The following is a 26,164-nucleotide window of genomic DNA, read 5'->3' on the forward strand; positions in this document are numbered from 1 at the left end:
GCGGCATCGCCACTATAGTTTAAGAATCAACATTTGTCGTCTGGTCACCACGAGGGCCGACGGACACAGGCTGGGGCGCCAGGTGAACGTCCGGCAGCCGAACAGTCGGCCGGCCGCTGCTGGCCCGGGGCATGGCCGGACTCGACCTCGGGCCCGGGGGGCGCGTCGAGGCCCGCCTGCGCGTCCCCGGGACCGACGACGTCCTGGTGACCGCGGACGCCGGCGGCGCGTCCATCGCCCTGGCCCCGCCCGAGGGCCCGGCCACCATCGAGAGCGACGCCGCGGTGCGCGTCCTGCTGTTGTGGGGGCGGCGTCCGGCGGACCCGGGCCGCTGGCACAGCACGGTCGGTCCGGAGGAGCTGCGACGGGTGCGTGCCCTGCTGAGTGACTACTGAGTGACTACTGAGCGGATGGGGGGAAGGGGGCGCGCGGGGTGTCAGGCCCGGTCCGGGGCGCCGGGGTGACGGACACCCGGGGGAGCGCTTCGGGGTGGTGTTCGCAGATGTGCGTCACCAGGTGTTCGCGGAGCTGGCAGCGGAGGGAGAACGCGTCGTCGGCGTTGGCTGCGGTCGCCAGGAGCCGGACCACGATGGTGGTGGGCGTGGTGTCGACGACCTGTAGGGCGCTGCCCTGGCCGTCCCAGAGGGGGCTGTCGGCGAGGAACGCGTCGAACTCCTTGCGCAGCAGGGGGACCGGGGCCCGGTGGTCGAGGTGGAGGAAGGCGGTGCCGGTGATCCGGCTGGAGCGGCGCGACCAGTTCTCGAACGGGCGGCCGGCGAAGTAGGACATCGGCATCACCAGGCGGCGCTGGTCCCAGGTCGCGATCACCACCGCGGTGAGGGTGATCTCCTCCACGGTGCCCCACTCGCCGGACACCACGACCACGTCGCCGATCCGGACCAGGTCGCCGAAGGCCAGTTGCACCCCGGCGAAGAGGTTGGCCAGCACGCTCTGAGCGGCGATGCCCGCGACCACGCCGACCAGGCCCGCGGACGCGAGCAGACTGGTCCCGATGCCGCGCACGGAGGGGAAGGTCATCAGCATCGCGCCCAGGGCGGCGATCGCGATGATCGCCTGGCAGATCCGGCCGAGCAGGCCCGCCTGGGTGCGGGCGCGGCCGGCCGAGGAGGGGTCGCGGCGGTGGACGGCGAGGCGGACGGCGCCTTCGACGACGAGCCCGACCACCCGGGCGCCGAGCCATCCGCCGGAGGCGATCGCCAGCAGGACCAGGAGGTGGTGCAGCTGCTCCCGGGTCTCCGGCGAACCGCCGACCCACGGCTGGACGGCGAGGGACAGCGAGGCGGCGAGCACGGTGACCAGGGGTCGCCGGCAACTGCGCAGCATCCCCGGCATGACGCTGCCCGGCCGGTGCGGGGCGAATCTGCGGACCAGCCGTTCGGCGGTCCGGTCCAGGACGTAGGTGGTCAGGGCCACCCCCGCACCTGCCAGGAGCAGACGGAACAGGCTCCACCACACGCTCGCTCTCCCTCCGCGACGGCCGCAGCGCGGCGCTGTGGGCCGGCCTTCCCCGGGCCCGCTTCCCGGACCCCGTTTTCCCGTTCGGCGGGATTCACACCTGCCGGAGGTGAGGTGGGGGCCCGACCACGGCGATGGGCCGTTCGGGTGAGGGGGACGAGGGGACGAGGGGACGAGGTGGACGAGGTGGACGAGGTGGACGAGGTGGACGAGGTGGACGAGGCGGGGGAGACGGGTGAGGGGGACGAGGGGGACGAGGGGCCGCGTCGAGGGTTCAGCCGGGGTGCATATCGGCCCGGGAACGGGGCAGCCGGAGCCTGAAGGCCCGCCGGCCCGGGCGGGCACCGACATGTCAGGAGGAGCGATGCACCGGATCGAGGAGTCCGTCGAGGTGGCGGCGCCGCTCGGCACGGTCTACGAGAGCTGGGTCAGGTGTGAGGAGTTCCCGCAGTTCATGCGGGGTGTGGTCAGGGTCGACCGGTCGGGCCAGGACACCAGCTGGGTGGTCCGGACCGCCGCCGGCCCGCGCGAGTTCACGGCCGTGACCACGGAGCTGGTGGAGAACGATCGTGTGGCGTGGGACAGCGGCCCTGGCCCGGTGCGGCACCAGGGCGTGGTCACCTTCCACGCCGTGGGCGACGCCGCCACCCGGGTGATGTTCCAGCTGGAGGTCGAACCGCACGGGCTCTGGGAGCACCTCGCCGAGGCGCTCGGGTTCGTCGACCGCCGGGTGATCGACGACCTGACCGACTTCAAGCGCCACGTCGAGGAGGGCGGCGGACCGGTCGGGGCCACGGTCGACGACACGGTGGCATGAACCTCCGGATCGGGGGCAGCCGAAGCGTACCGGCAGCCCGATCCGACAGCCCGATCAGGCAGACCGATCAGGCAGTTAGACCTGACAGCCAGACCCGACGACGGAAGGAGACGGTCGTGAGTGATCGCGTCAACATCTGGGAGTTCCGGGACACCGCCGGTCACACGGCGGGCACCGACCTCATCGGCTTCCACGTCGAGGCCACCGACGGAGCGATCGGCAAGATCGACAAGCTGTCCGAGGCGGTCGGCGCCCAGCACCTGGTCGTCGACACCGGTCCGTGGATCCTCGGCAGGCGGGTGCTCCTGCCCGCCGGCACCGTGATCCGGATCGAGATCGGCGAGCAGAAGGTGTACGTCGACCGGTCCAAGGACGACATCAGGAACGGTCCCGGCCTCGACGACGGCGCGGCCGACGTGTCGGCCGACGTCCGCGACCGCTACGGGCTCTACTACGACCCGTTCTACGGCGGTCGGATCTTCTGACGAAAGGGAGCAGCAGTCATGCCGTACGGTTCCACGCAGCTCCAGCCCCAGCCGCAGTCCCAGTCCGTCGGACCTGTCAGTCCGCCGGTGGTGCCGGATCCTCCGCTGCCGCCCGGCGTGCCCGAGCCGCCGCCGGATCCGGTGCTCCCGGGCCCCGCTACGCCGTCACCCGCGCCGCCCGGGCCTGAGCCCGAGCCGGGCCTGCCCCGCCCGCCCGAGCCGCCGGACTGACGAGCCGGACAGAGGAGTCCCGGGGTGGGCCAGAGCGTTACCCCCAGTACCCCGTGTGCACCGCGGAGGCCTCCTCGAAGAGGTGCGGGCCGGACGCCTCCACGGTGCTGCCGCCGGCGGCGAAGACCTGGCGGCACGGCAGGTCGAGCACCGGCTCCTCCGGATCCACTCCCGCGATGGCGTTCAGCTCCGCCCCTGCGAGCGCGTAGACGACCTTGCGGATGCCGCTCCAGTAGATCGCCCCGGCGCACATCGCGCACGGTTCGGTACTCGTGTACAGGACGGCGTCGACGAGCTGCGTCGGGGCCAGGGTGCGCGAGGCCTGCCGCACCAGATTGGTCTCCGCGTGGGCGGTGACGTCGCGGTCGGTCAGCACCGAGTTCTCGGCCGTGAGCAGGACGTTCCCGGCGGAGTCGGTCAGCAGCGCTCCGAAGGGGTGGTTGCCGTGCGCCCGGGCGTCGGCCGCGATCTCGATGGCCGCGAGCAGGTGCTCGCGGGTGCGGTCGGTCATGACGTGCTCCTCAGGGGATCGGCGGTGGGGCGGGCCCCATGGTGTCGCGGTCGGGCGGGGCGGTGGTACCAGGTTGCCGCACCCGCCCTCCGCCCGCGACCACCCCCGGCGGCGGCCCGGGCCCGCCAGCCGGTGCGGAGCGTGCCGCGGGGACCGGCTCCCGCCCGGGCGGCCGTGCTGTCGTCAGCGGGCGAACTTCTCGACGGCCGCCGGCGTGACGGGTGTGAAGAAGTTGACCAGGTTGCCGTCGGGGTCACGGAACAGGAGCGACCGGTTGCCCCAGGGCATCGTGGTGGGCTCGGTCACGAAGTCGGTGACGAAGCCGGTCAGGTTCCGGTACACGCCGTCCACGTCGGCGACGAGGAATTCGAAGATCACGCTGTTGTTGTCGGCCGGACGGGCGGAGCCGGGCGCGAACAGCGCCACGGTCCGGGTGCTGCCGATCGCGAGGGTCCCGCCGGCGGTCCGCAGTTCGGCGAAGTCCTCGGTGGACCAGTGCGCCTGCACCCCCGTGGCCCGCTCGTAGAAGCCGACGAGGCGTGCGATGTCGCCCGTGATGATCCGGATCGAAACGAAGTCCATGGTGCTCTCTCCTCGGGTCGGTGAAGCCGTTGCACCCCGGACGGTAGAGGAAATAGTGGACAGAATCGGTCCGGTATCAGCGCTAGGCTCGTGGACATGGGCCGACCCACCAGCCGTGTGCTCACCCTCCTGGAACTCCTGCAGTCGGGCGGCATCAGGACGGTGGCCGAACTCGCCGACCGGCTCGGCGTCGACGGGCGCACCGTGCGGCGGTACGTGGACCACCTGGTCGACCTCGACATCCCCGTCGAGGCGGTCCGAGGCCGCTACGGCGGGTACCGGCTCGCCCCCGGGTACCGCCTGCCTCCGCTCATGCTCAACGACGACGAGGCACTCGCCGTGCTGCTCGGCCTCGTCGCGGGCCGCAGGGCGGGGCTGCTGACGGCGACCGGGACCGCGACCGAGACCGCGGGCGAGACGGCGGCGGCCAAGATCCGCCGGGCACTGCCCGAGCGCCTCGCCCGTCGGCTCGACGCCGTCCTGGAATCCCTCGCCTTCACGGCTGAGCCCGGCGAGGCGGCCACCCCGGAGACGGGCGTCCTGCTCGCCGTCGCCGACGCGGTGCGCCATCGCCGCCCGATCTCGATCAGGTACACCGCCCGGGACGGCCGGCGGAGCGAACGCACGCTGCACCCGTACGGGATCGTCACCCACGCGGGCCGGTGGTACGTCACGGGCGCCGATCCCGAGATCGATCCCGGGGCCGGCCAGGACCGGACCTTCCGGCTCGATCGCGTCGCGGACGCGAGGCCCCTGCCGGGCTCGTTCGAGCCGCCCGCCGGGCTCGATCCGGCCCAGCGCGTCCTGTCCGGGCTCGCCAAGGCCGCGTACCGGTACGAAGTGACCCTGCGGATCCACGGGACGGTCGAGCAGATCCGCGCCCGGCTCCCCGCCAGTGTCGCGAGCATCGAGGAGCCCGTACCCGCGTCCGTGGACGGCGCGGATCCGCACACCGAGCGGTGGCTGCACGTCGAACTGCGGGCGGAGCGGCTCGACTGGCTGCCCCCCGTCCTCGCCTCGCTCGACCGGCCGTTCGTCATCGAGCGGCCGGACGAACTCCGCGGCCTCGTCATCGCGCTCGCCGACCGGCTCGCCGCCTCCGCTCGCCAGGCCCGCGATCCGGACCGGATCGGAGGTTGATGCGCCCGCCCTGCCCTCACGGACGCCGACGCGCCCGCCCTGGCGTCAAGGACCCGCGGAACCTTCCCGGCGCGGGAGCGTTGGCAGTGCACCGGATGTCCCGGTCAGGTAGGTGGGAGGCAATCGTCGTGCTCGTAGAACCTGTCCTTGTCACCGGCGCCGGCGGTGGGGTCGGCGGAGTCGGGCGAAGGATCCTGGAGGGGTTGCGGGCGCAGAACGTGCCCGTCAGGGCTCTCGTACACCACGACGACGAACGGGCCTCGGACCTGAGGACGATGGGCGGCGTGGAGGTGATGGTCGGTGACCTCACCCGTGGGGCGGACGTGGTCAGGGCGCTGGCCGGCTGCCACCGGGCCTACTTCGGGATGAGCGTGTCGTCCGCCTACCTGGAGGCCGCGGCGACGGTGGCGGTCGCCGCCCGGGAGAGCGTCAGCCTGGAACTGCTGGTCAGCATCTCGCAGATGACCGTCTCGCAGATGGACCTCACCAGCGACGCCGAGTCCCGGCAGCAGCGACTGCACTACCTCGCCGAACACGTCCTCGACTGGTCCGGGGCGCCGGTCGTCCACGTCCGGCCCACCGTGTTCATGGAGAATCCGCTCTTCACCGGGGTGGCGGCCGCTTCGATCCGGCGGGACGGCACGATCCGCCTCCCCTTCGGCTCGGCCCGGACCTCACCGGTCGCGGCCGCCGACGTGGCCGAGGTCGTCACCGCACTCCTGCTCGATCCTTCCCCCCGGACCGGCCGCGTCCACGAACTGACCGGGGCTCGATCCCGCGACATGACGGCCATCGCGGCCGAGTTCTCCGCCGCCCTGGGCCGCGAGGTGACCTACGTCGACGTGCCCTACCAGGAGTGGCTGGAGCACGACCTCAAGAGCCAAGGCCTGCCGGACCACGTGTTCGACCACATCGCCACGATGGCCAGGCTGCACGGCGAGAACCGGTACGACCGGGCGACGAACGACGTCGCCGAGCTTCTCGGTCGCCCCCCACGGGGGTTCGACACCGTGATCAAGGACCTGCTCGCCCGGCGACCGTAGCCGACCTGCAACCGTAGCCGCCCGGCGACCGTAGCCGGCCGGGTGCCGGGGGAGCGGCCGCTCAGAGCCAGCCGCGCTGCGCCGCCTTGAGGCCGGCCTCGAAGCGGCTCGACGCGTCTAGGCGCTCCATCAGCCCGGCCATCTGGCGGCGGACGCTGCGTGCCGACAGGCCCAGGTTCCGGCCGGCGGCCTCGTCGGTGAGGCCGGACGCGAGCAGCCGCAGGAGTTCCTGCTCGGTGGCGCTGAGGCCGGTCTCGGTGTCCTTGCGCCGGTCGGCGCCGAGCGGGACGGCGGCCTGCCAGGTCCGCTCGAAGAGGGCGACCAGGGAGGCGACGATCCCGGGCTCGCGCGTGCACAGGGCGCCGAGCCGGGTGTGGGCCGGGTCGATCGGGACCACGGCGACCTGGCGGTCGAAGATGAGCATCCGGGGCGGCAGCGTCGGGCAGGTGCGGACCAGGCCGCTCTCCTCGGTCATCCAGCGGGCGTAGGCGAGCGTCGCCGGATCGTGCCGCACGCTGTCCTGGTAGAGCGTCAGTAGTGCCACCCCGCGCCGCATGGCCGCCTCGTCCAGCGGCCGGGAGGGGTTCAGGCTGGCCCGGGACTGTGCTCCGCCGGGCATCACGGACAGGCACTCCCCGGTGACCGCCTGGGCGAGGATCTCCAGTTTGGCCTGGATCGCGTCCAGGCCCACCAGACGCTCGGCGGTCTCGACCGGGGTGTTCGGCCGCAGGTCGGCGTACTCGGCGATCGCCCGGGCGGCCGCGGCCTTGCCGATCTCCAGATCCTGCTGGCGGCGCAGCAGTTCCTGCTCCTGGCGGCGCAGGATCAGCTCCAGGCCGAGCGCGGGGCTCACCGGCAGCAGAACCCCGGGTGCCTCCCGGGAGGCCCGGAGCAGTTGCAGATCGGCCAGCCGGTCGAGGGCCTCCCGTACGGCGGGCTCGGGCAGGCCCAGCTGGTCGCACAACTCCCTGACGCCGCCCTGCGGATCGGCGAGCATGGCCCGGTAGACGGCCTCCGAGACACGGTCCAACCCCAGCATGTCCAGCATGCGCGCAGCCCCCCGGTGCGATGTCGAACGTGCCGTGCCGCCGTGCGACACATCGGGATCATCCCAGCCCGGCTTCGACTCCACAAGCAGTCCTGCCCCGGGCGGGGTCCGGCCGATTCGCCGTGCTCGCCTCCCGCGCTCGCCTCCCGTTCGCGGGTTCAGGCTCTCGGGGGCAGCAGCCGTGACAGTCCGTAGTGGAAGCGGTTGTCGAAGGAGTCCGTGACCAGGACCGCTGTGAGCCGGTGGTGGGCACGGGGATCTCACGAACAACGCGGCGGGCGGCAGGGCGCCGGGTCCTGAAGCGGCCAGGCCGGTTGCTGACGGGGTTCTCACCTTCCGGGGCGCGGGCGGTGCCAGCAGGATGGTGGTCACCGGGAGAGCGGCGGGGCAACCGCCGAACAGCCTCCCCGAAGTTCTGGTCCTCGATCAGATCTCCCACCACACAAGCTGCCTGGGGTGCCGCCATGTCCAAGACCGCCCGCCTGCTCGCCACCGCCACCGTCACCGTCGCCCTGTCGGGGATCCTGGCGCCCGCGGCCTCCGCCACCGCCGCGACCACGGCGTCGGCGGGCATCGGCTGGGACGGTCCCACCACCGTGCCGCCGGTCGCGGCGGGCGGGGCCGGGGACGGTATCGGCTGGGACGGCTCCACCACCACCGTGCCGCCGGTCATGGCCGGCCCGTCCGCCAGCGGCATCGGCTGGGACTGATCGCCGTGCTCCCCGTCCGGGCCACCGTCGTGGACACCAGCGGTGCGCCCACCACGACCGCCGCGGCGCGGATCGTCGAGGACGTCCTGTGGGCGCACGCCACCCCGGAGCACGGGCTCGAACACGTCCGCGCCGTACCGGACCGGGGCCGCATCGCCCTGGTGCTCTTCGTCCGCGCGGACGGCCCGGCCACCGCGTACGCCCTGGCCGAGAACCTGCTGGCCCGGGCCCTCACCGCAGCAACGGCCGGCCGGTACGCCGCCGCCGTCCACCCGCACTGACCCGCACTGACCCTCGCTCGCCCGCCCACATCCAAGGGGACCCCATGCCCAGCACGCCCCGTCCTGCCCGTGCCCTGCGCCGCGTCTGCGTGCTCGCTGCGACCGCCGTGGCCGCCGGTCTTCTCACCGTCTCCCCCGCCTCGGCGGACGGCACCTACTACCCGGACGGCAACAGGACGCCGACCTCCACCGGCACCCTCGGCACCGGTGTCGGGAACAAGCTCACCGGCGCCCAGATGGTCCGGCGCGCCCGGGACTGGGTCGCCCACGGGGTCACCTACAACCAGGGGCAGTCGTTCTCCGACAGTGCGGTCGGCGGCCCGTACCGCACCGACTGCGGCGGTCTCGTCGACATGGCCTGGCAACTCCCCGGCAGCCCGCCGGTCACGTACCCCGCACCCGGTATCGACGACCCGAAGTACAGCACCAAGCTCAGCAGTTGGTCCCAGCTCCAGCCCGGCGACGCCCTCGCCGTCGCCGGCAAGCACATTAACCTCTTCGCAGGCTGGACCAACCAGGCCGCCGGCGACTTCACGTACATCGCCGAGGACAACAGCAGCGTCCCGACCAAGGAGTACTCGGCCAACACCCACTGGTCATCCATCGACGGCTACCCCACCTCCTCCTTCGAGCTGCTGCGCTCCAAGAACCTCGCTCCCGCCATCCCCGCCGACTTCAACGTCCTGCTGTGGGGCTTCAACTCGGGCCAGACCGTGTCCGGCACGCTGAACCTCACGGCACACCCGACGCAGAGCGGCGTCATCAACTGGCTCGACTACGTGGTCACCGGCCCGAACGGCTACTACAACCGCTTCCGCGCCACCAGCGGCGGCGCCACCAACTACCAAGTCCCCTTCGACACCGCCCCCTTGGCGGCAGGCACGTTCAACATTTCGATGATCGCCAACGAGATCGACGGCCAGGAGCACACCTACCAGGGCGGCGTCTTCACCATCGCGCTGCAGGCCTCCACCGCCCGGGGCTCCGCCGACTCGACGGTGCTCACCAGCAACGGCACCATCGCCCTGTACCGGGTCGGTGCGGACGGCAACGTGTACGGCACCAACCAGAACACCCCCGGCGGTCCGTTCGTCCCGTGGGCGCAGCTTTCGACGGGTGGTGGGTTCGTCGGCAAGCCGGCCGCGCTCCAGACACCGAGCGGCCTCATGGTGGTCTACGCCCGCACCACCGCCGGGACCATTCAGGGCACCAACCAGAACACTCCGGGCGGCCCGTTCGGATCGTGGGGCACGGTTGCTGATGCGGGTGATCCGACGGGTGTGGCGAGTGATCCGAGTGTGGTGTTCACTCAGTCCGGCACCATCGCGGTCTATGTGACGTCTGCCAGCGGCAACGTCGCCGGTGCCAGTCAGGGCACGCCTGGTGGTCCTTTCTCTCCCTGGCAGCAGCTTTCGACGGGTGGTGGGTTCGTCGGCACGCCCGCTGCGCTCCAGACACCGAGCGGCCTCATGGTGGTCTACGCCCGCACCACCGCCGGGACCATTCAGGGCACCAACCAGAACACTCCGGGCGGCCCGTTCGGATCGTGGGGCACGGTTGCTGATGCGGGTGATCCGACGGGTGTGGCGAGCGATCCGAGTGTGGTGTTCACTCAGTCCGGCACCATCGCGGTCTATGTGACGTCTGCCAGCGGCAACGTCGCCGGTGCCAGTCAGGGCACGCCTGGTGGTCCTTTCTCTCCCTGGCAGCAGCTTTCGACGGGTGGTGGGTTCGTCGGCACGCCGGCCGCGCTCCAGACACCGAGCGGCCTCATGGTGGTCTACGCCCGCACCACCGCCGGGACCATTCAGGGCACCAACCAGAACACTCCGGGTGGTCCGTTCGGATCGTGGGGCACGGTTGCTGATGCGGGTGATCCGACGGGTGTGGCGAGCGATCCGAGCGCGGTGTTCAGCCGGTTCAACACCATCGCCATCTATGTGACCTCCGCCAGCGGCAACGTCGCCGGCAGCAGCCAGGCCACCCCCGGCGGTCCTTTCTCTCCGTGGGGCCAGATCGGCTGATCACACCCAGCCGCAGACCCACCGCGTGCGCGGACCGCGAGCGCGAGGCCCGAACCCCGAGAGGGTTCGGGCCTTGGCGCGGGGTGGCCGGGCGCCCTCGCCGGTCACGCGGGACTGCGGCGTCTCCACGGGTTCCTGAGTCCCACGGGCCGGGCAGGGACGGTTGAGCCGGCTGGGTCGGGGCGGGGCGGGGCGGCCGCGCGGGCGCGGCCGCCGTGCTCCGGATCAGTCCTTTCCGACGTCCTTGATCTTCTCGCCGGCCTGCTTCAGGTCGCTCTTGATCTGTTTGCCCCGGCCCTCGGCCTCGACGACCCGGTCGCCGGTGGCCCGTCCGGCGGCTTCCTTGGCCTTGCCGTGGACCTTCTCGGCCGCGTTGTGCAGCTTGTCCTTGGCACTCATCGGATCACTCCTCTCGGTAGTGGGGGCTCGGTCCGCCCCGGACGGCGTCTGCCCGGGATCGGCGGTTCCACACCCGGAACATCCGGAGTCGGCCGCCAGCCGAGAGCCGGCGCGGTGTCGACGGGGCCACTCGGGCAGGCTCAGCGGAAGGCGGCGACGTTGCGGGCGGCCCAGTCGGCGAAGGGGCGCGGGGCGGTGCCGAGGACCCGTTGCACGTCCGGGCTGACGCGCAGCTCGGCCGGGTTCGGGGAGCCGAGGATGTCCAGGGTGTCCTCGGCGAGCTCCACCGGCATGCTGTGGGCCATGGCGGCGGAGGCCTCCTCGCGGGTGAGGTCGTGGAACCGCACCGGCGAGCCCAGGGCGGCCGCGATGGCCTGCGCCTGCCGGCGCGGGGTGATCACCTCCGGGCCGGTCAGCTCGTACACGCCGCCGCTGTGCCGGTCCTCCAGCAGGCAGGCCGCCGCGACGTCGGCGATGTCCGCCGGGTCGATGATCGGCACCCCGACGTCGCCGAAGGGCGCGGCGACGACCCGCTGCGCGCGGACGGACTCGGCCCACCACAGGGCGTTGGAGGCGAAGCCGCCCGGCCGCAGGATGCTCCAGTCCACACCGGACCCCCGCAGGACGTCCTCCAGTTCGCTCATCGCGATCCGCGTCGGGCCGAAGGGCCTGGTCGCCACGCCCTGCGAGGAGAGCAGGACGATCCGGCGGACCCCGCCGGCCACGGCCTGGCCGATGAGGTCGGCCGGGTTGGCCCCGGCGGCGTGCAGGTCGCCGGACAGCAGCAGGAAGAGCGCCTCCGCCCCGGCCAGCGCGGGTTCGAGGCCGGCCGGCCCGGCCAGGTCGGCCGCCACGTGGCGGACACCGTCCGGCACCGCCGCCGCGTGCCGCGACACCGCCGTCACCTGTCGGCCCGCCTCGGCCAGTGCCCGCGTCAGCGGTCGGCCCACATTGCCGGTGGCCCCGGTCACCACGATCATGGTCAGCTCCTCGTTCGACGTCTGCCGTGGCCGCTGCGGCCTCGGTGGTCCTCACGCTAGGAGCCAGGGCTAACCCTTGGTAAGGACATACCTTGACGTAAGCTCGGGGCATGGTGGTAGGTGTGCAGGACAGGCAGGGCGAGGCCGGGAAGCGGTATGAGGTGTTTCACACCGACTGCCCCGCGCGCGAGGTGGTCGACCACGTGACCAGCAGGTGGGGCATCTGGGTGCTGATCTCCTTGCGGAGCAACGACCTGCGGTTCTACGAGCTGCGCGAGAGCATCCGCGGCATCAGCGAGAAGATGCTCGCCCAGACCCTGCGCGCGCTGGTGCAGGACGGCCTGGTCTGGCGGAGGGTCGAGCCGACGACGCCGCCCCAGGTCACCTACGGGCTGACCGAGTTCGGCCAGGACCTCGGCGAGCCGCTGGCCGAGCTGTTCGACCGGATCACCCGGGGGCTGCCGCCGCGCGACGCGGGATAGCGGGGAAGGGACGGCGGTCGCACCGAGCTCCCCTGCTGGGGGAGTTCCGGGCCCTGTACGCGGGCCGTCACGGCCGGCCGTCGCGACACACCCCCGGCCTCCTCCCCGGCGTTGTCACCCGCGCGCCGTAGGTTCGTCGGATGAAGCGACTGAAGACCACCCGACTGGACGCCATAGACCGAGCCCTCTTCGACCGCGTCGCCGCCGCGCCGCTGCACGGCACCCGCCCCTGGCTGCGGGCGCTGAGCCGGGCTGCCGACCACGGGGTGCTGTGGATGGGCACCGCCGCCGTCCTCGGCGCGGTCGGCGGACGCCGCGGGCGACGCGCGGCCCTGCGCGGCCTCGGCTCGCTCGCCATCGCCTCGGCCACCGCCAACACCGTCGCCAAGCACGCCACCCGCCGGCCCCGCCCGGTGCTGGACGCCGTCCCGGCCGTGCGCCGGCTGCTGCGCCAGCCCGTCACCACCTCCTTCCCCTCCGGTCACTCCGCGTCCGCGGCCGCCTTCGCCGCCGGTGTGGCGATCGAGTCCCCGCTGCTGGGCGCGGCCGTCGCGCCGGTCGCGGCGGCGGTGGCCCTCTCGCGCGTCTACACCGGCGTGCACTACCCGGGCGACGTCCTGGCCGGTGCGGCACTGGGTACGGCGGCCGCCGCCGCGACCCTGCACTGGTGGCCGCGCTCGTCCGACGTGCCGCCGCCCGCCGCCCCGGCCCCCTGTCCGGCCCCGGCCCTGCCGCAGGGGAGGGGGCTGTCGGTGGTGGTCAACTCGGGCTCCGGCAGCGGCTCTCCGCTCGCCCCCACCGCCGAGGACGTGGCCGGGACGCTGCGCGCCCTGCTGCCCGAGGCGGACGTCCGGGTGTGCGGGCCGCAGGACGACCTGGCGAAGATACTGACGGAAGCCGCCGACCGGGCCGCCAGGGCCGGTGGCGCGCTCGGGGTGTGCGGCGGTGACGGCAGCGTCAACCTGGCCGCGGCGCTGGCCGTCGAGCGCGCGCTGCCGTTGGCGGTCTTCCCCGGCGGCACCCTCAACCACTTCGCCCTCGACCTCGGCGCCACCACCCACGAGGCCACCGCCGAGGCCGTCCAGGCGGGCACCGCCGTCGGCGTGGACCTGGGCCTGGCCGCCGACGACGCCGGCGCCCGGACCTTCGTGAACACCTTCAGCCTCGGCATCTACCCCGAACTCGTCCACCAGCGGGAGAAGTTGGAGAAGCGCATCGGCAAGTGGCCGGCCCTCGCGGTGGCCGTCGCCAAGCTGTTGCCGACCGCCGAACCCGTCACCGTCCACGCCGACGGCCGCCCGCACCGGCTGTGGCTGCTGTTCGCCGGCAACGGGGCGTACGAACCGGCGGGCTTCGCCCCCACCCACCGCGCCGCCCTGGCCGACGGACAGCTCGACGTCCGGGTCGTCGACGGCGGCCGGCCCTTCGCCCGCACCCGCCTGGCCGCCGCCTTCCTGTCCGGCACCCTGGACCGGTCCCGGGTCTACCGGGCCGTCCGGCTGCGCGCCCTGGACCTGGACTCCCTCGGCGACGCCGCCCGCATCGCCGTCGACGGCGAGAGCGTCCCCGCGCGCGGCGCCCTGCGACTGTCCAAGGTCCCGGCCGGGCTCACCGTGTACCGGCCCGCGACCGCCGCCCCGGCGCGCGAGCCGCGCCGCCCGGGCCGGGACGGGCGAAGCGGGGGCCGGCGGTAGCCGCAGGCGGTGTCACCGGGCGTCGGGGGACGACGGGCCGCGCGGCCCGTCGTCACCGGCCCCGCCGGGCCGCTCCCCGTCGTGGAAGGAGACCTCGACGTGCTGTTCGGGGCGGCGCTCCTCCTGACGGGCGACGGAGGACAGCACCTTCTCGTCGGCGGCGGTGAGCGGTGGTTGCAGGAGGCTGCGGGGCCACAGCCGACGGGCGAGCACCGCATTGGCCTCGGCGGCGTACACGGTGATCTGCGCGGCCAGGTAGAGCCAGGAGAGCAGGCCGATCACGGTCGCGAAGAAGCCGTAGACCTGGCCCGCGTGGCGTAGCTCGTGGGTCACCAGGAGCGAACCGAACGCCTGGAGGACGGTGAACAGCGGCCCGGCGACGGCGCAGCCGGGCAGCAGGGCCCGGGTCGGGATCTCGCGCGGGGTGAGCACGCGGAAGCAGGCCAGGCACAGGGCGGTGTTCAGCAGCGCCGAGACCAGCAGGCCCCCCACCCGGGCGGGCACCCCGCCCAGGGCGCTGCCGACCAGCGAGGCGGCCGCCGTACCCAGCACCAGGCCGGCGCCCAGGACCGTGAACAGCAGCAGGCCGCGCCCCAGCCGGGGCCAGTAACCGGGCCGCTGCACCCCGGGCACGTTCCAGACCTCGGCCATGGCGTGCTGGAGGACCTGCGTGATGCCGAGCGCCCCGTACAGCAGGCCGAGCGCGCCGATGGCCAGTGCCAGACCGCTGCCCTGGAGGGAGTGGACGTTCTGGCGCAGTTGGTCGCCGATGATCGGGAAGTCGGCGAGCGCCGAGTTCAGCACCGACTGCTGGGCCCCGGGGCGGCCGTGCAGGACGAAGCCGAGAACGGTGCTGAGCAGGAGCAGCAGCGGGATCAGGGCGACGAAGCCGTAGTACGTGATCAGGGCGGACAGCAGCCCGCCCCGGTCGTCCCCGTACTTGCGCACGACGCCGATGACCACGGCGGGCACCCGGCGGTGCTGCTGGAAGCGGTCCACGGCCCGCAAGGCCCGTTCGATCGGGTTCATGCCCCGGCGTCTGCCCCGGCCCGCGCCCGCGACACCCGCCCGGTTCCGCCCCCCCCGGGGGCGGTGCGGGAGGCGCGCACGCGCGAGCCGCCGCGCAGGGGCTGCGCGGCGGCTCGGGCGCCCCGGCGGTCGGCGACGGGGCCGTGCGTACGGCGGGCTACCAGCGGTACCAGCGGCCCCGTCCGCCGGAGGAGGTGGTGCCGCGGGCGAGGAAGCCCAGGAGCCAGACGACGAGGACCGCGAGGGCGACCCACCACAGCACCTTCAGGGCGAAGCCGAAGCCGAACAGGAGCAGGGCGAGCAGCAGGACCAGGACCAGGGCGAGCACGGGGACCTCCTCGATCAGGGGACGCGTCGATTCGTCCCTCGGCTGCCCCGATTCGCCGCGGACATGCGCCTGCCCTGCCCTGCCCTGCCCGTCCGCTACCGCACCATCACTCCGACCAGGCAGGTGTCGTCGTCGGTGTCGGCGTTGCTGTAGCGCAGCAGGTGGTCCAGGAGCTCTTCGAGGTTGGCCGAGCCGGTGGCCGAGCCGGTGGCCGACCCGGCGGCGGACCTGGTGGCGGACCCGGTGGCCGACCCGGTACGGGAGTCCTCGGCGAGGGCCGTCAGGCTGGTCAGCGACGCCTGGAGGGATTCGTCGCGGCGCTCGATGAGCCCGTCGGTGTACATCACCAGCGTGTCGCCGGCCTCCAGGACGAGCTCGCCCTGCTCGTAGTCGGCGTGGCCGATCGCGCCGAGGAGGATGCCGCCCAGCTGGGGCAGGATGTCCGCCCGCCCGCCACGCAGCAGGACCGGCGGCGGGTGCCCGGCGCGGGCCCACCGCAACCGGCGGGTCGCGGGTTCGTAGAGGCCGCACACCGCGGTGGCCGTGACGTTGTCGGTCAGGTGGTGGGTGACGCTGTTGAGCCAGCTCAGCAACTGGGCCGGCCCGGCGCCGGTGGCGGCCAGGCCGCGCAGGGCGTTGCGCAGCGCGACCATGCCGGTGGCGGCCTCGATGCCGTGGCCGGAGACGTCGCCCACGCACAGCAGGACGTCTCCCGAGGGCAGGGCGAGGGTGTCGTACCAGTCCCCGCCGACCAGGTGGTCCTTCTCCGCCGGGCGGTAGCGCACGGCGACGCCCAGGTCGTGCAGGTCCAGCGGGCCCCGGGTGGGCGGCATGATGGCGTGCTGGAGCTGGAGGGCGAGGCGGCTGCGTTCGGCCGCCTGCTGTTCGCTCTGCGCGAGCTGGTCGCGGGTGGCGGCGAGTGCGACCTCCGTCCAGTGCTGGGCGGAGATGTCCTGGTAGGCGCCGCGGACGGTGTCGAGACCGCTGTCCGGAGCGCTGCCGGGATCGCCGTCGAGACCGCTGCCGGGATCGCGGACGGGCTCCGCGACGACGCGGATGTGGCGGGTGACGCCGTCCGGCCGCTGGAGGCGGAAGGCGGTGGAGGCCGGGCGCTGGTGGTGCAGGAGGGTGCGCAGGAACCGGTCGATGGCGTGGCGGTCGTCCGGGTGGGCGTGGTCGGGGAGCTGGTCGAGGGCCAGGGGCGCGGCGGTGGGCGGCAGCCCGTGCAGTTCGAACACCGTCTCGTTCCAGGCGATCTGCCGGGTCCGCAGGTTCTCCTCGAACCCGCCGATCCGGCCGAGCCGCTGGGCGTGCTGCAGCAGGCGGGCGACGCGCGGGGTGCCGTCGTCGAGGCGCCAGACGACCGCGAGGTGGCTGCCGTGCCGGCTGATGCTCACCTGCGCCCGGGTGGTCAGCGGTACTCCGTCGACCAGGGCGGCGAGGCGCATGTCCTGGGCGCGGAAGGGTTCTCCGGTGGCGAAGACGTGTTCGACCTTGTCGGCCAGGCCGCCCGGTTCGCCCGCCAGCGGGTACGCCTCCAGCAGGCGGGTGCCGGTGATCACGCCGGTGGGCCGGCCGGCGAAGTCGACGAAGGCCGGGTTGAGGTGCCGGATCACGAACCGGGGCGGGAACTCGTCGCTGTCCGGCGCCGCCCGCAGGATCATGCACGGGTCGAGCAGGCCGTCGGTGAGCTGCCGCAGTTCGCCGAACTGCGCGTCGGCCGGGTCGCAGGCGGAGGGCTCCTGCCCGCTCCAGGACTCCAGCGTGGTGGCGGCCAGCTCGGCGAGCGCCTCGAACTGGCGTTGGAGCGGCTGGGAGCGCTCGGGCAGCGGGTCGGGCCAGCAGATCTCCAGGACGCCGATGAGCCGCCCGCCGACGCCGGCCGGGACGGCGAGCCGACCGCCGTGGATCTCGTGCTGGCCGATCGAGGGCAGCGAGGCGCCGGCGAGCGTCGGGTAGCCGACCGCCGCCCGCTCGTCCAGGGCCCGGCGGGCGGGGGTCGGCACGCCCGGCGGGACGTGGCGCCAGCGGCGTGCCTCCTCCTCGGGGAAACCGGCGCTGCCCGCCAGCGACAGCGAGAGGTCCGGGTGGGCGGCCCAGATGGCGACGGCGGCCACGCCGAGCGGTCGCAGCGCGTGCTCCAGCATGGAACGCGCCGCCGCCGCCGCGTCACCGCTCGCGAGCACGTCCGCCTCGGCACTGCGCAGCCGCACGGCCACCGCTTCGGCCGGGGGAGCCGAGGTGTCCGCGACGAACTCGCGGGCGAGGGCGGAGATCTCGTCCGCCGCGGCCTGGTTGACCAGGTCGGCGGCGAGCGCCAGGACCGTCACCCCGGCCTGCTCCGCGAGGCTCTCCAACTGCCTGGCGGCCTCGGTGGGCCCGCACCGCAGGCGCTCCACCAGCACTCCGACGCCCATCTCGACGACGGCGCGGCCCGCCGCCTGGGCCTGGGCCTGTTCCAGTTCCAGCCTGAGCCGCTCCACCGTGGTGGCGAGCCGGTCGACCGCCGCGGACTCGCCTTCGGAGCGGGCCCGGGCCGCTGCCTGCGCCTCGGCAGCGCTCCGTTGCGCTCCGACCCTCGGCGTGTCGGCAGGTCCGACCGCTGCGGGACGGTCCGTGGCGCGCGGCTCCTGCGGATGGTGCACGGCTGTCGGCTCCTGAAGTCTGGACTGTCGGGGTGGGCGCGGGGGGACACGGGGGCATGGGAGGGCGACTACCGGCTGAGGTGGTCCCTGATCCTGCCGATCACCTCGTCGGCGTCGACCGGCTTGGTGATGTAGTCGCTGGCTCCCGAGGCCAGGCTCTTCTCCCGGTCGCCGATCATGGCCTTGGCGGTGACCGCGATGATCGGCAGCCCCTCGTGCTCGGGCATGGCGCGGATCGCCGCGGTGGCGGTGTAGCCGTCCATCTCGGGCATCATCACGTCCATCAGGATCACGTCGATCCCGGGGTGCGCGCGGAGGGCTTGGAGCGCGGCGAGCCCGTTCTCGGCCTGGAGGACCCGCATGCCGCGCAGCTCCAGGATGCTGGTGATCGCGAAGAGGTTGCGGTCGTCGTCGTCGACCACCAGCGCGGTGCGGCCGGAGAGCACCGGGTCGGCCCCGCGGCCCCGGGCGGGGTTCCCGTCCGTGCGGCGCACCGGGTGCAGGGCGCGCCCGGGCCCGTCGGCGCTCATGTGGAGGGCGATGCGTTCGCGCAGCTCGTCGAGGCTGGAGATGAGCTCCAGCGGCCGCTCCCCCTCCGGGCGGACGGCGTGCTCGTCGTCGGTGGTGACGCCCCGGCTGTTGTGGGCCAGCACCGGGACGGTGTGCAGGGCCGGGTCGCGTTCCATCTCCGCCAGGAGCGTGGCCGCCGCGCTGTCCGGCAGGTCGAGTTCCAGGACGACGCAGTGGTACGGGGCGGTGGCGAGCGCAGTGGCGGCCTCCGGGGCACCGACCGTGGTGACTATCTCGACCCGGCGCTGCGCGCCGGCGGAGCGGGCGACGTCGGCGACGGCGTTCTCCGCCACCAGGGACAGCAGGCCGTTGGGGCGGCCTTCGACCACGAGCAGGCGCCGCGGCTGACCGGCGGGAGGCGAGGGGGCGCGCTCCGGGGCCTCGGACGGGCCGGTGCCACCGGTGCCCAGCGTCCTGCGGGCCCCGTCGGCGCCGGTCTCGGCCAGGTCGGGGCGGGTCGCGGGGACGTAGAGGGTGAAGGTGCTGCCCCGGCCCAGGGTGCTCTCCACCGTGATCGCGCCGCCGAGCAGGTAGGCGATCTCGCGGCTGATGGACAGCCCGAGGCCGGTGCCGCCGTACTTGCGGCTGGTGGTGCCGTCGGCCTGCTGGAAGGCGCCGAAGACGCTCTCCACGTGCTGGGGGGCGATGCCGACTCCGGTGTCGCTCACGTGGAAGGCGAGCACCGGGCCGCCGCGCCGGACGGCGTCGGGCAGGTCGGTCTCGTCGGCGGGCTCGATGCGCAGTTCGACCCGGCCCTGCTCGGTGAACTTGACGGCGTTGGACAGCAGGTTGCGCAGCACCTGGCGCAACCGGTAGTCGTCGGTGAGGAGTTCGGCGGGGATCTGCTGGACCGTCCGCACCGTGAAGGCGAGGTTCTTCTGGCTGGTCAGCGGGCGGAAGGTGGCTTCGACGTAGTCGAGCAGCGCGCGCAGCGGCACCGCCTCGACGTTGAGGTCCATCTTTCCGGCCTCGACCTTGGACAGGTCGAGGATGTCGTTGATCAACTGGAGCAGGTCGGAGCCGGCGGAGTGGATGATCCCGGCGTACTCGACCTGCTTGGCGGTCAGGTTGCGGGTGGGGTTCTGGGCGAGCAGCTGGGCGAGGATGAGCAGGCTGTTGAGCGGCGTGCGCAGTTCGTGGCTCATGTTGGCCAGGAACTCCGACTTGTACTTCGAGGCGAGGGACAGCTGGTGGGCGCGCTCCTCCAGTTCCTGGCGGGCCTGTTCGATCTCCAGGTTCTTGGTCTCGATGTCGCGGTTCTGCGCCGCCAGCAGGTCGGCCTTCTCCTCCAGCTCGGCGTTGGAGGCCTGCAACTCGTCCCGGCGTGACTGCAACTCCTGTGAGCGGACCTGGAGTTCGGCGGTGAGCCGCTGGGACTCGTCGAGCAGCTCGTCGGTGCGGGCGTTGGCGATGATGGTGTTGACGTTGACGCCGATGGTCTCCATGAGCTGGTCGAGGAAGTCCAGGTGGACCTGGGTGAACGGCCGGACGGAGGCCAGTTCGATGACGCCGAGGACCTGGTCCTCGACCACGATGGGCAGCACCACCAGGGACAGCGCCCCGGTGCGGCCGAGGCCGGAGGCGGCGGCCAGGTAGTCCGGCGGCAGGGCGTCGATGGTGATGGCGCGCCGGCTGCGGGCGGCCTGGCCGACGAACGACTCGCCGAGGCGGAAGCGGGTGGGGCGCTCGCCGTCGGGGAAGGCGTAGGAGCCGACCAGCTGGAGCACCGTCCCGACGGGGCTGTCCTCGGCGAGGTAGAAGACGCCGCACTGCGCGCCGACGAGGGGGGCGAGTTCGTCCATGACGGACTCGGCGACGACCCCGAGGTCGCGCCGGCCCTGCATCAGGGCCGAGAAGCTGGCGAGGTTGGTCTTGAGCCAGTCCTGCTCCTCGTTGGCGCGGGTGGTCTCGCGCAGGGACCCGACCATGGCGTTGATGTTGTCCTTGAGGTCGGCGACCTCGCCGGAGGCGTCCACGCTGATCGAGCGCGTGAGGTCGCCGGCGGCGACGGCGCTGGTGACCTCGGCGATCGCGCGGACCTGCCGGGTGAGGTTGCCGGCCAGCTCGTTGACGTTCTCGGTGAGGCGCTTCCAGGTGCCGGAGACGCCCTCCACCTCGGCCTGGCCGCCGAGCCGGCCCTCGGTGCCGACCTCCCGGGCGACCCTGGTCACCTCGTCGGCGAAGGAGGACAGCTGGTCGACCATCGTGTTGATGGTCTCCTTCAGTTCCAGGATCTCGCCGCGCGCGGTGACGGTGATCTTCTGCGACAGGTCCCCGCGCGCGACCGCCGTGGCCACCTGGGCGATCGCGCGGACCTGGCCGGTGAGGTTGCCGGCCATGAAGTTCACCGAGTCCGTGAGGTCGCGCCACGTCCCCGAGACGCCCTTGACGTCGGCCTGGCCGCCCAGGATGCCCTCGGTACCGACCTCCCGCGCCACCCGGGTCACCTCACCGGCGAACGAGGACAGCTGGTCGACCATCGTGTTGACGGTGTTCTTCAGCTCCAGGATCTCGCCCCGGGCGTCGACGGTGATCTTCTGCGACAGGTCCCCCTTGGCCACCGCGGTGGCGACCTGGGCGATGTCCCGCACCTGGGTGGTGAGATTGCCCGCCATCGCGTTGACCGAGTCGGTCAGGTCCTCCCAGGTGCCCGACACCCCGGGCACCTGGGCCTGGCCGCCGAGCCGGCCCTCGGTGCCGACCTCCCGGGCGACCCTGGTCACCTCCGAGGTGAACCGCGACAGTTGGTCGACCATGCCGTTGAACACCGTGGCGATCTCGCCCAGCAGCCCGTCCGCGTCGCCCGGCAGCTTGGTGCTGAAATCGCCGTCGCGCACCGCCGTCAACCCGGCCAGCAGCAGCCGCAGTTCCGGCTCGCCCACCTGCGCGGCGCCCGCCCCCTCGTCCGGGTGGTGCTGTGAGTCGCGGGACGTGGTCGGGCCAGCCATCGAACGTCGCCTCCGTGGAACGCCGGGCCGACTGGCCCGAATCCGGTCGTGGGCACCCCGAAGGACGGGTCGGGGGACCTGGCCGTCGTTCCAGGTGTTGTACCGCCCTCGGAGGCTACCCCAGCCCGCACACCGCCGGACAACGGTCGCCACCCGGTCGTACGCCCCGCCCGTCGCCCGGACGCGCGTCCGCGCCCCGGCGCCGGTGCGGGCTTCACGAAACCTCCACAGGGGGCGGCTGCATCGATCCGCCGACACGGGGTACCGGGGGGCAGACCGCGCCGACACGAGAGAGCACGAGAGAGGGAGTCCGATGGCCACGACCACTGGGGAACTGCCCGCCTCCGCCCACCCGTCGACGGGAGGTCCGTCCCGCACGGCCGCTCCTGCCGGAGAGCCCCGGGACCTGCCGTTGCCGGAACCCGCCGACGCCGGAGGACTTCGGGACCTGCTCCCGCCGGAGCTCGCCGACGCCGGTGACCTGCGGGAGATCGCGCCGGCCGACGCGCGCGAGCTCAACAAGGTGCTGCTGCGCCGGCTCCGCACGCTGGAGGAGGGGACGAAGGAGTACTCCTACGTCCGCGCCACCCTGGTCGAGACGAACCTGTCCCTGGTGAAGTTCGCGGTCCGCCGCTTCAACTCGCACCGCGAGCCGCAGGAGGACCTGCTCCAGGTCGGCGCGGTCGGCCTGATCAAGGCCATCGACCGCTTCGACCCCGACCTCGGCGTCGAGTTCACCACCTTCGCCATACCGACCGTCCTCGGCGAGATCCGGCGCCACTTCCGCGACACCACGTGGGCCGTCCACGTGCCGCGGCGCCTCCAGGAACTGCGCATCCTCCTGGCCAAGGCACAGGAACGCCTGTCGCAGGACCTGGACCGGGCCCCCACGGTCGCCGAACTCGCCGAGCACCTCGCGCTCTCCCCCGAGGAGGTCGTCGAAGGGCTGACCGCCGCGAACGCGCACACCGCCGGCTCCCTGGACCTCGGCGGCAGCAACGACGACGACGCCCCCGGCCCCCTGGGCGACCGGCTCGGCGAGGACGACCGGGACCTCGCCCTCGTCGAGGACCTGGTGACGCTCAAGCCGCTCATCGCCGACCTGCCGGAGCGGCAACGGCTCATCCTGTCCATGCGCTTCTGCGAGGACCTGACACAGTCGCAGATCGGCGCCCGCCTCGGGCTGTCCCAGATGCACGTCTCCCGACTGCTCAGCCGCACCCTGCGGCACCTGCGCGACGGGCTGGAGGACGACTGAGCATGCGTGGCCACACGAGCCCCGGGGAGGACCGAACCGGGCGCACACCCCCGTGTTTGGCAGTCCGGCACAACCTCCGTATGGTCGGAAGGCATGGACATGGAGGAGACGACGATGATGCCAATCGACGACATTCGGGCGGCCGCCGCGCCGGCAGCGTCCCCGCGGCCCGCGGAACTGGTGGTCGAGACCCGTGCCACGGCCTCCGGCGCGGTGGTGTGCGCCCTCGTGGGCGACCTCGACATCGAGACGCTCGCCTCGGCCGCCAACCTGCTCACCAGCGTGATCGCGCAGCGCCGCGGCGCGGTGGTGATCGACCTCGCCGGGGTGGGCTTCTGCGACTCCTCCGGCCTGAACCTCCTGCTCAAGACCCGCCTCGCGGCGGCGGAGGAGGGGCTGGACCTGCACTTGGCCGCCGTGGCGCCGACCGTCATGCGGGTCCTCGAACTGACCGGCGCGCAGGCGGTGTTCTCCATCCACGACTCGGTCGACGAGGCCTTGGCGGCCTGACCGCCCCGGCTCGGGCCGCCAGGGCCTCGGCCCGGGGCCGGCCGCCCCGGCCCCGGTTCGACGCCGGCACGGGGCATAATCCGAGAACTGCCGGGAAACCGACCGTGCGAGACCGCCGTCGATCCGAAAGGGTGTCCTCACATGACGATGAGCCGGGGAACCCTGGACGGCGACCCGCACCAGCCGGGCCCGGTGCTGCCCGTCGGCGGCCAGCGCAGGCGGCTGACCCTGTCCGGCATTCCCAAACCGGTCGCCCACGCCAGGACCTTCACCGCCCGCGCCCTCGACGACTGGTACGCGTCCGCCGCCGGGCCCGGCGCCGGCGAAGGCGCCCTCGCGGACGTCGTCCTGCTGGTGGCGGAACTCGTCGCCAACGCCATGCTCCACGGCGACGGCCCGCTGGAACTGGTCCTGGACGCCACCGGGATCCGCCTGCGGGCCGAGGTCAGCGACCGCAGCCCGACCCTGCCCACCCCGCGCCGCCCGCACAACCCGGCCCTCCCCGGCGGCCACGGCCTGTTCATCGTGGAGCGGACCGCCGACCGGTGGGGCGCCGAACCGCACAGCCACGGGAAGACGATCTGGGCCGAGTTCGACGCCTCGCGGCTGACCCGCGGCTGACTCGCGGCTGACTCGCGGCTGATCCGCCGCAGACCCGCGGCTGACCTGGGACGGCGCCTCGCCGGATCGCACCAGTGCGCCGACTTCGTCATCCGCGCCCGGTCGGGGCCGCCACGCCGACTCCGGTTCAGGGGCCCGCGCGACGGCGGGTGATTGCATGGCGACACAGCGTGTGTCCCGGCGAGCGTCTCCGCGTCCTTCCCCCGCGGGTACGGGCGGGCCCGGCAGGAGGAGGAAGCGGATGGCGCAGACCCGGCGGCGGGCCGCCGCCCGCCCGGCGCCCGGCGTGGCCCGCCGGCGTCAAGGCTCGGCGGTGCTGCGGTGGTTGAGCACGACCGACCACAAGGCCATCGGCAACCTGTACCTGACGACGGCGTTCGGGTTCTTCCTGTTCGCCGGGCTGCTGGCGATGCTCATGCGCGCGGAGCTCATGCGGCCGGGACTGCAGGTGGTGAGCAACGAGCAGTACAACCAGTTGTTCACCATCCACGGGACGATCATGATGCTGCTGTTCGCCACACCGACGTTCGCCGGTTTCGCGAACGCCGTGATGCCGCTGCAGATCGGTTCCCCGGACGTGGCGTTCCCCCGGCTGAACGCGTTCACGTACTGGGTGTACCTGTTCGGCGGCCTGATGGTGGTCGGGGGCTTCCTGACCACCGACGGCGCCGCGTCGTTCGGCTGGTTCGCCTACGCCCCGCTGAACGGGCCGCTCCACAGCCCGGGAACGGGCGCCGACCTGTGGGCCGTGGGGCTGATCGTGGCGGGTCTGAGCACGATCCTGGGAGCCGTCAACTTCATCACCACCATCGTCTGCCTGCGGGCACCGGGCATGACGCTGTTCCGGATGCCGGTCTTCACCTGGAACGTGCTGTTCACCTCGATCCTCGCGCTGCTCGCCTTCACCCCGCTGACCGCGGCGCTGTTCGCGCTGGAGGCGGACCGCAAGCTGGGCGCCCACGTCTTCGACCCGGCCAACGGCGGGGCGATGCTGTGGCAGCACCTGTTCTGGTTCTTCGGCCACCCCGAGGTGTACATCGTGGCGCTGCCGTTCTTCGGCATCATCTCCGAGGTCATCCCGGTGTTCAGCCGCAAGCCGGTCTTCGGCTACTACGGACTGATCGGTGCCACGATCGCGATCACCGCGCTGTCCGCGGTCGTCTGGGCCCACCACATGTTCGCCACCGGCCAGGTGCTGCTGCCGTTCTTCTCCCTGGCCTCGCTGCTCATCGCGGTGCCGACCGGGGTGAAGTTCTTCAACTGGATCGGCACCCTGTGGAACGGCTCGCTCTCCTTCGAGACGCCCATGCTGTTCTCCCTCGGCTTCCTGGTGACCTTCCTCCTCGGCGGGCTGACCGGCGTCCTGCTGGCCGCGCCCCCGATCGACTTCCACGTCACCGACAGCTACTTCGTGGTCGCCCACCTGCACTACGTCCTCTTCGGGACGGTCGTGTTCGCGATGTTCGCCGGCTTCTACTTCTGGTGGCCCAAGATCACCGGCCGGCTGCTGGACGAACGCCTCGGAAGGATCCACTTCTGGATGCTGCTGCCCGCGTTCCAGATCACCTTCCTCGTGCAGCACTGGCTCGGGGCCCAGGGCATGCCGCGCCGCTACGCCGACTACCTGCCCTCGGACGGCTTCACCACCCTGAACACCGTCTCCTCGGTCGGTGCGTTCCTGCTGGGCGCGTCGACCCTGCCCTTCCTGTACAACGTGTGGCGCACCGCCAGGTACGGGGTCCGGGTCACCGAGGACGACCCGTGGGGTTACGGGCGCTCCCTGGAATGGGCGACCTCCTGCCCGCCGCCGCGCCACAACTTCCACGCCCTGCCCCGCATCCGCTCCGAAGGCCCGGCCTTCGACCTGCACCACCCGGAGTATTCGCGCACGGCGCTCGAAGGCGAGGAGAACGCGCGGTGAAGACCGAGTCCTACCTGTTCGCGGGCGTCGCGCTGTTCTTCGCCGTCGCCGCTTCGATCTACGGCTGGTTCGCCCGGGAGCCGGCCGGCAAGGCGGCGCTGGTCGTGGCCTTCATGATGTCCACGCTGATCGCGTTCTTCTTCCGGACCCAGTACTCCCGCCGCGGCCGTCGGCCGCAGGACCGCACCGACGCCGAGATCGTCACCGGTGCCGGGCCGCTGGAGTTCTTCGCACCGCGCAGCTACTACCCGCTGCTCACCGCGGCCGGCGTCGCGGTCACCGGGCTGGGGCTGGTGTACGCCTTGTGGCTCTTCCTCATCGGAGCGGGTGTGACGGGCGCCGGCGTCCTGGGCTTCGTCTTCCAGCACGCCCAGCGCGCGCAGTGAGTCCGGCCGGTCGGCGGTGAGCGCTGAGTGGTGAGCGGTCGGTCG

The 26,164-nt window shown here is 72.9% G+C and carries 25 protein-coding genes; 15 read left to right on the forward strand and 10 right to left on the reverse strand.

The genetic code is table 11. The features are described 5' to 3' along the window. Positions 1-131 precede the first annotated feature (131 nt). Positions 132-395 carry a hypothetical protein gene (locus AB0O19_RS25450; RefSeq protein ID WP_363622636.1) on the forward strand — a complete coding sequence of 88 codons (264 nt, stop codon included), beginning with the start codon at positions 132-134 and terminating at the stop codon, positions 393-395. A gap of 4 nt (positions 396-399) precedes the next feature. On the opposite strand, the gene AB0O19_RS25455 is transcribed toward AB0O19_RS25450, so the two are convergent. Further along, positions 400-1,434, reverse strand: coding sequence for a mechanosensitive ion channel domain-containing protein (locus tag AB0O19_RS25455; protein WP_363622638.1), 1,035 nt, complete (start codon positions 1,432-1,434; stop codon positions 400-402). A 406-nt stretch (positions 1,435-1,840) separates the two neighbouring features. On the opposite strand from AB0O19_RS25455, the gene AB0O19_RS25460 reads away from it, so the two are divergent. Both AB0O19_RS25460 and AB0O19_RS25465 read left to right on the forward strand, forming a co-directional pair. Next, complete coding sequence (locus AB0O19_RS25460) at positions 1,841-2,293, forward strand: SRPBCC family protein (RefSeq protein WP_363584330.1); 453 nt, start codon at positions 1,841-1,843, stop codon at positions 2,291-2,293. 116 nt (positions 2,294-2,409) lie between these two features. After that, on the forward strand, positions 2,410-2,778 hold the full coding sequence (locus tag AB0O19_RS25465; RefSeq protein ID WP_063352503.1) for a hypothetical protein: 369 nt from the start codon (positions 2,410-2,412) through the stop codon (positions 2,776-2,778). Positions 2,779-3,046: 268 nt separating this feature from the next. Here the strand turns inward: AB0O19_RS25465 and AB0O19_RS25470 are convergent, their stop codons facing one another. Then, positions 3,047-3,520, reverse strand: a complete 474-nt coding sequence (locus AB0O19_RS25470; RefSeq protein ID WP_363622640.1) for a nucleoside deaminase — start codon at positions 3,518-3,520, stop codon at positions 3,047-3,049. Positions 3,521-3,703: 183 nt separating this feature from the next. Further along, complete coding sequence (locus tag AB0O19_RS25475) at positions 3,704-4,102, reverse strand: VOC family protein (RefSeq protein WP_363622642.1); 399 nt, start codon at positions 4,100-4,102, stop codon at positions 3,704-3,706. 96 nt (positions 4,103-4,198) lie between these two features. On the opposite strand from AB0O19_RS25475, the gene AB0O19_RS25480 reads away from it, so the two are divergent. Both AB0O19_RS25480 and AB0O19_RS25485 read left to right on the forward strand, forming a co-directional pair. Then, positions 4,199-5,242 (forward strand): YafY family protein, encoded by a 1,044-nt coding sequence (locus AB0O19_RS25480; RefSeq protein WP_363622644.1) that lies wholly within the window; start codon positions 4,199-4,201, stop codon positions 5,240-5,242. 95 nt (positions 5,243-5,337) lie between these two features. Continuing rightward, positions 5,338-6,285, forward strand: coding sequence for an NAD(P)H-binding protein (locus AB0O19_RS25485; RefSeq protein WP_363622777.1), 948 nt, complete (start codon positions 5,338-5,340; stop codon positions 6,283-6,285). Positions 6,286-6,346: 61 nt separating this feature from the next. On the opposite strand, the gene AB0O19_RS25490 is transcribed toward AB0O19_RS25485, so the two are convergent. Next, positions 6,347-7,333 carry a LuxR C-terminal-related transcriptional regulator gene (locus AB0O19_RS25490; protein ID WP_363622646.1) on the reverse strand — a complete coding sequence of 329 codons (987 nt, stop codon included), beginning with the start codon at positions 7,331-7,333 and terminating at the stop codon, positions 6,347-6,349. Positions 7,334-7,797: 464 nt separating this feature from the next. On the opposite strand from AB0O19_RS25490, the gene AB0O19_RS25495 reads away from it, so the two are divergent. The 3 genes from AB0O19_RS25495 to AB0O19_RS25505 are packed head-to-tail and all read left to right on the forward strand — an operon-like array spanning position 7,798 to position 10,348. Further along, a complete protein-coding gene (locus AB0O19_RS25495; RefSeq protein ID WP_363622648.1) occupies positions 7,798-8,043 on the forward strand; it encodes a hypothetical protein in 246 nt (81 codons plus the stop codon). A gap of 5 nt (positions 8,044-8,048) precedes the next feature. Continuing rightward, complete coding sequence (locus tag AB0O19_RS25500) at positions 8,049-8,324, forward strand: hypothetical protein (RefSeq protein WP_363622650.1); 276 nt, start codon at positions 8,049-8,051, stop codon at positions 8,322-8,324. Positions 8,325-8,368: 44 nt separating this feature from the next. Beyond that, the gene (locus AB0O19_RS25505) at positions 8,369-10,348 is read left to right on the forward strand and encodes a hypothetical protein (RefSeq protein ID WP_363622652.1); all 1,980 of its coding nucleotides are present in this window, start codon (positions 8,369-8,371) and stop codon (positions 10,346-10,348) included. A 225-nt stretch (positions 10,349-10,573) separates the two neighbouring features. Here AB0O19_RS25505 and AB0O19_RS25510 read toward each other — a convergent pair whose 3' ends face one another. Beyond that, positions 10,574-10,747 carry a CsbD family protein gene (locus tag AB0O19_RS25510; RefSeq protein ID WP_063352486.1) on the reverse strand — a complete coding sequence of 58 codons (174 nt, stop codon included), beginning with the start codon at positions 10,745-10,747 and terminating at the stop codon, positions 10,574-10,576. A gap of 140 nt (positions 10,748-10,887) precedes the next feature. Then, positions 10,888-11,727 carry an NAD(P)H-binding protein gene (locus tag AB0O19_RS25515; RefSeq protein WP_363622654.1) on the reverse strand — a complete coding sequence of 280 codons (840 nt, stop codon included), beginning with the start codon at positions 11,725-11,727 and terminating at the stop codon, positions 10,888-10,890. 110 nt (positions 11,728-11,837) lie between these two features. On the opposite strand from AB0O19_RS25515, the gene AB0O19_RS25520 reads away from it, so the two are divergent. Beyond that, on the forward strand, positions 11,838-12,209 hold the full coding sequence (locus AB0O19_RS25520) for a helix-turn-helix domain-containing protein (RefSeq protein WP_363622656.1): 372 nt from the start codon (positions 11,838-11,840) through the stop codon (positions 12,207-12,209). 140 nt (positions 12,210-12,349) lie between these two features. Next, positions 12,350-13,903: a phosphatase PAP2 family protein gene (locus tag AB0O19_RS25525; RefSeq protein WP_363622658.1), complete on the forward strand. Its 1,554-nt coding sequence runs from the start codon at positions 12,350-12,352 to the stop codon at positions 13,901-13,903. Between the two features lie 12 nt (positions 13,904-13,915). Here AB0O19_RS25525 and AB0O19_RS25530 read toward each other — a convergent pair whose 3' ends face one another. From AB0O19_RS25530 to AB0O19_RS25545, 4 genes are all read right to left on the reverse strand, one after another. Further along, positions 13,916-14,932, reverse strand: a complete 1,017-nt coding sequence (locus AB0O19_RS25530) for a YihY/virulence factor BrkB family protein (protein ID WP_363622660.1) — start codon at positions 14,930-14,932, stop codon at positions 13,916-13,918. Between the two features lie 157 nt (positions 14,933-15,089). Next, complete coding sequence (locus AB0O19_RS25535; protein WP_331744879.1) at positions 15,090-15,260, reverse strand: hydrophobic protein; 171 nt, start codon at positions 15,258-15,260, stop codon at positions 15,090-15,092. A 95-nt stretch (positions 15,261-15,355) separates the two neighbouring features. Next, complete coding sequence (locus AB0O19_RS25540) at positions 15,356-17,905, reverse strand: SpoIIE family protein phosphatase (RefSeq protein ID WP_363622661.1); 2,550 nt, start codon at positions 17,903-17,905, stop codon at positions 15,356-15,358. 68 nt (positions 17,906-17,973) lie between these two features. Next, entirely contained in the window at positions 17,974-21,423 is a 3,450-nt protein-coding gene (locus AB0O19_RS25545) for a HAMP domain-containing protein (protein ID WP_363622663.1), read from the reverse strand. Between the two features lie 313 nt (positions 21,424-21,736). Between AB0O19_RS25545 and AB0O19_RS25550 the strand changes: the two genes are divergently transcribed. From AB0O19_RS25550 to AB0O19_RS25570, 5 genes are all read left to right on the forward strand, one after another. Beyond that, entirely contained in the window at positions 21,737-22,681 is a 945-nt protein-coding gene (locus AB0O19_RS25550) for an RNA polymerase sigma factor SigF (protein ID WP_363622665.1), read from the forward strand. A 117-nt stretch (positions 22,682-22,798) separates the two neighbouring features. After that, on the forward strand, positions 22,799-23,191 hold the full coding sequence (locus tag AB0O19_RS25555) for an STAS domain-containing protein (RefSeq protein ID WP_363622667.1): 393 nt from the start codon (positions 22,799-22,801) through the stop codon (positions 23,189-23,191). A 141-nt stretch (positions 23,192-23,332) separates the two neighbouring features. After that, a complete protein-coding gene (locus AB0O19_RS25560) occupies positions 23,333-23,812 on the forward strand; it encodes an ATP-binding protein (protein ID WP_363622669.1) in 480 nt (159 codons plus the stop codon). A 241-nt stretch (positions 23,813-24,053) separates the two neighbouring features. Next, entirely contained in the window at positions 24,054-25,733 is a 1,680-nt protein-coding gene (gene ctaD / locus AB0O19_RS25565) for a cytochrome c oxidase subunit I (RefSeq protein WP_363584363.1), read from the forward strand. Next, positions 25,730-26,119, forward strand: a complete 390-nt coding sequence (locus AB0O19_RS25570; RefSeq protein WP_363584365.1) for a cytochrome c oxidase subunit 4 — start codon at positions 25,730-25,732, stop codon at positions 26,117-26,119. Before ctaD ends, AB0O19_RS25570 begins: the two co-directional genes overlap by 4 nt. Positions 26,120-26,164 lie beyond the last annotated feature (45 nt).

Origin of the sequence: Kitasatospora sp. NPDC091276, assembly GCF_040684355.1 — a bacterium.
In the GTDB taxonomy this organism is placed as follows: Bacteria; Actinomycetota; Actinomycetes; order Streptomycetales; family Streptomycetaceae; genus Kitasatospora.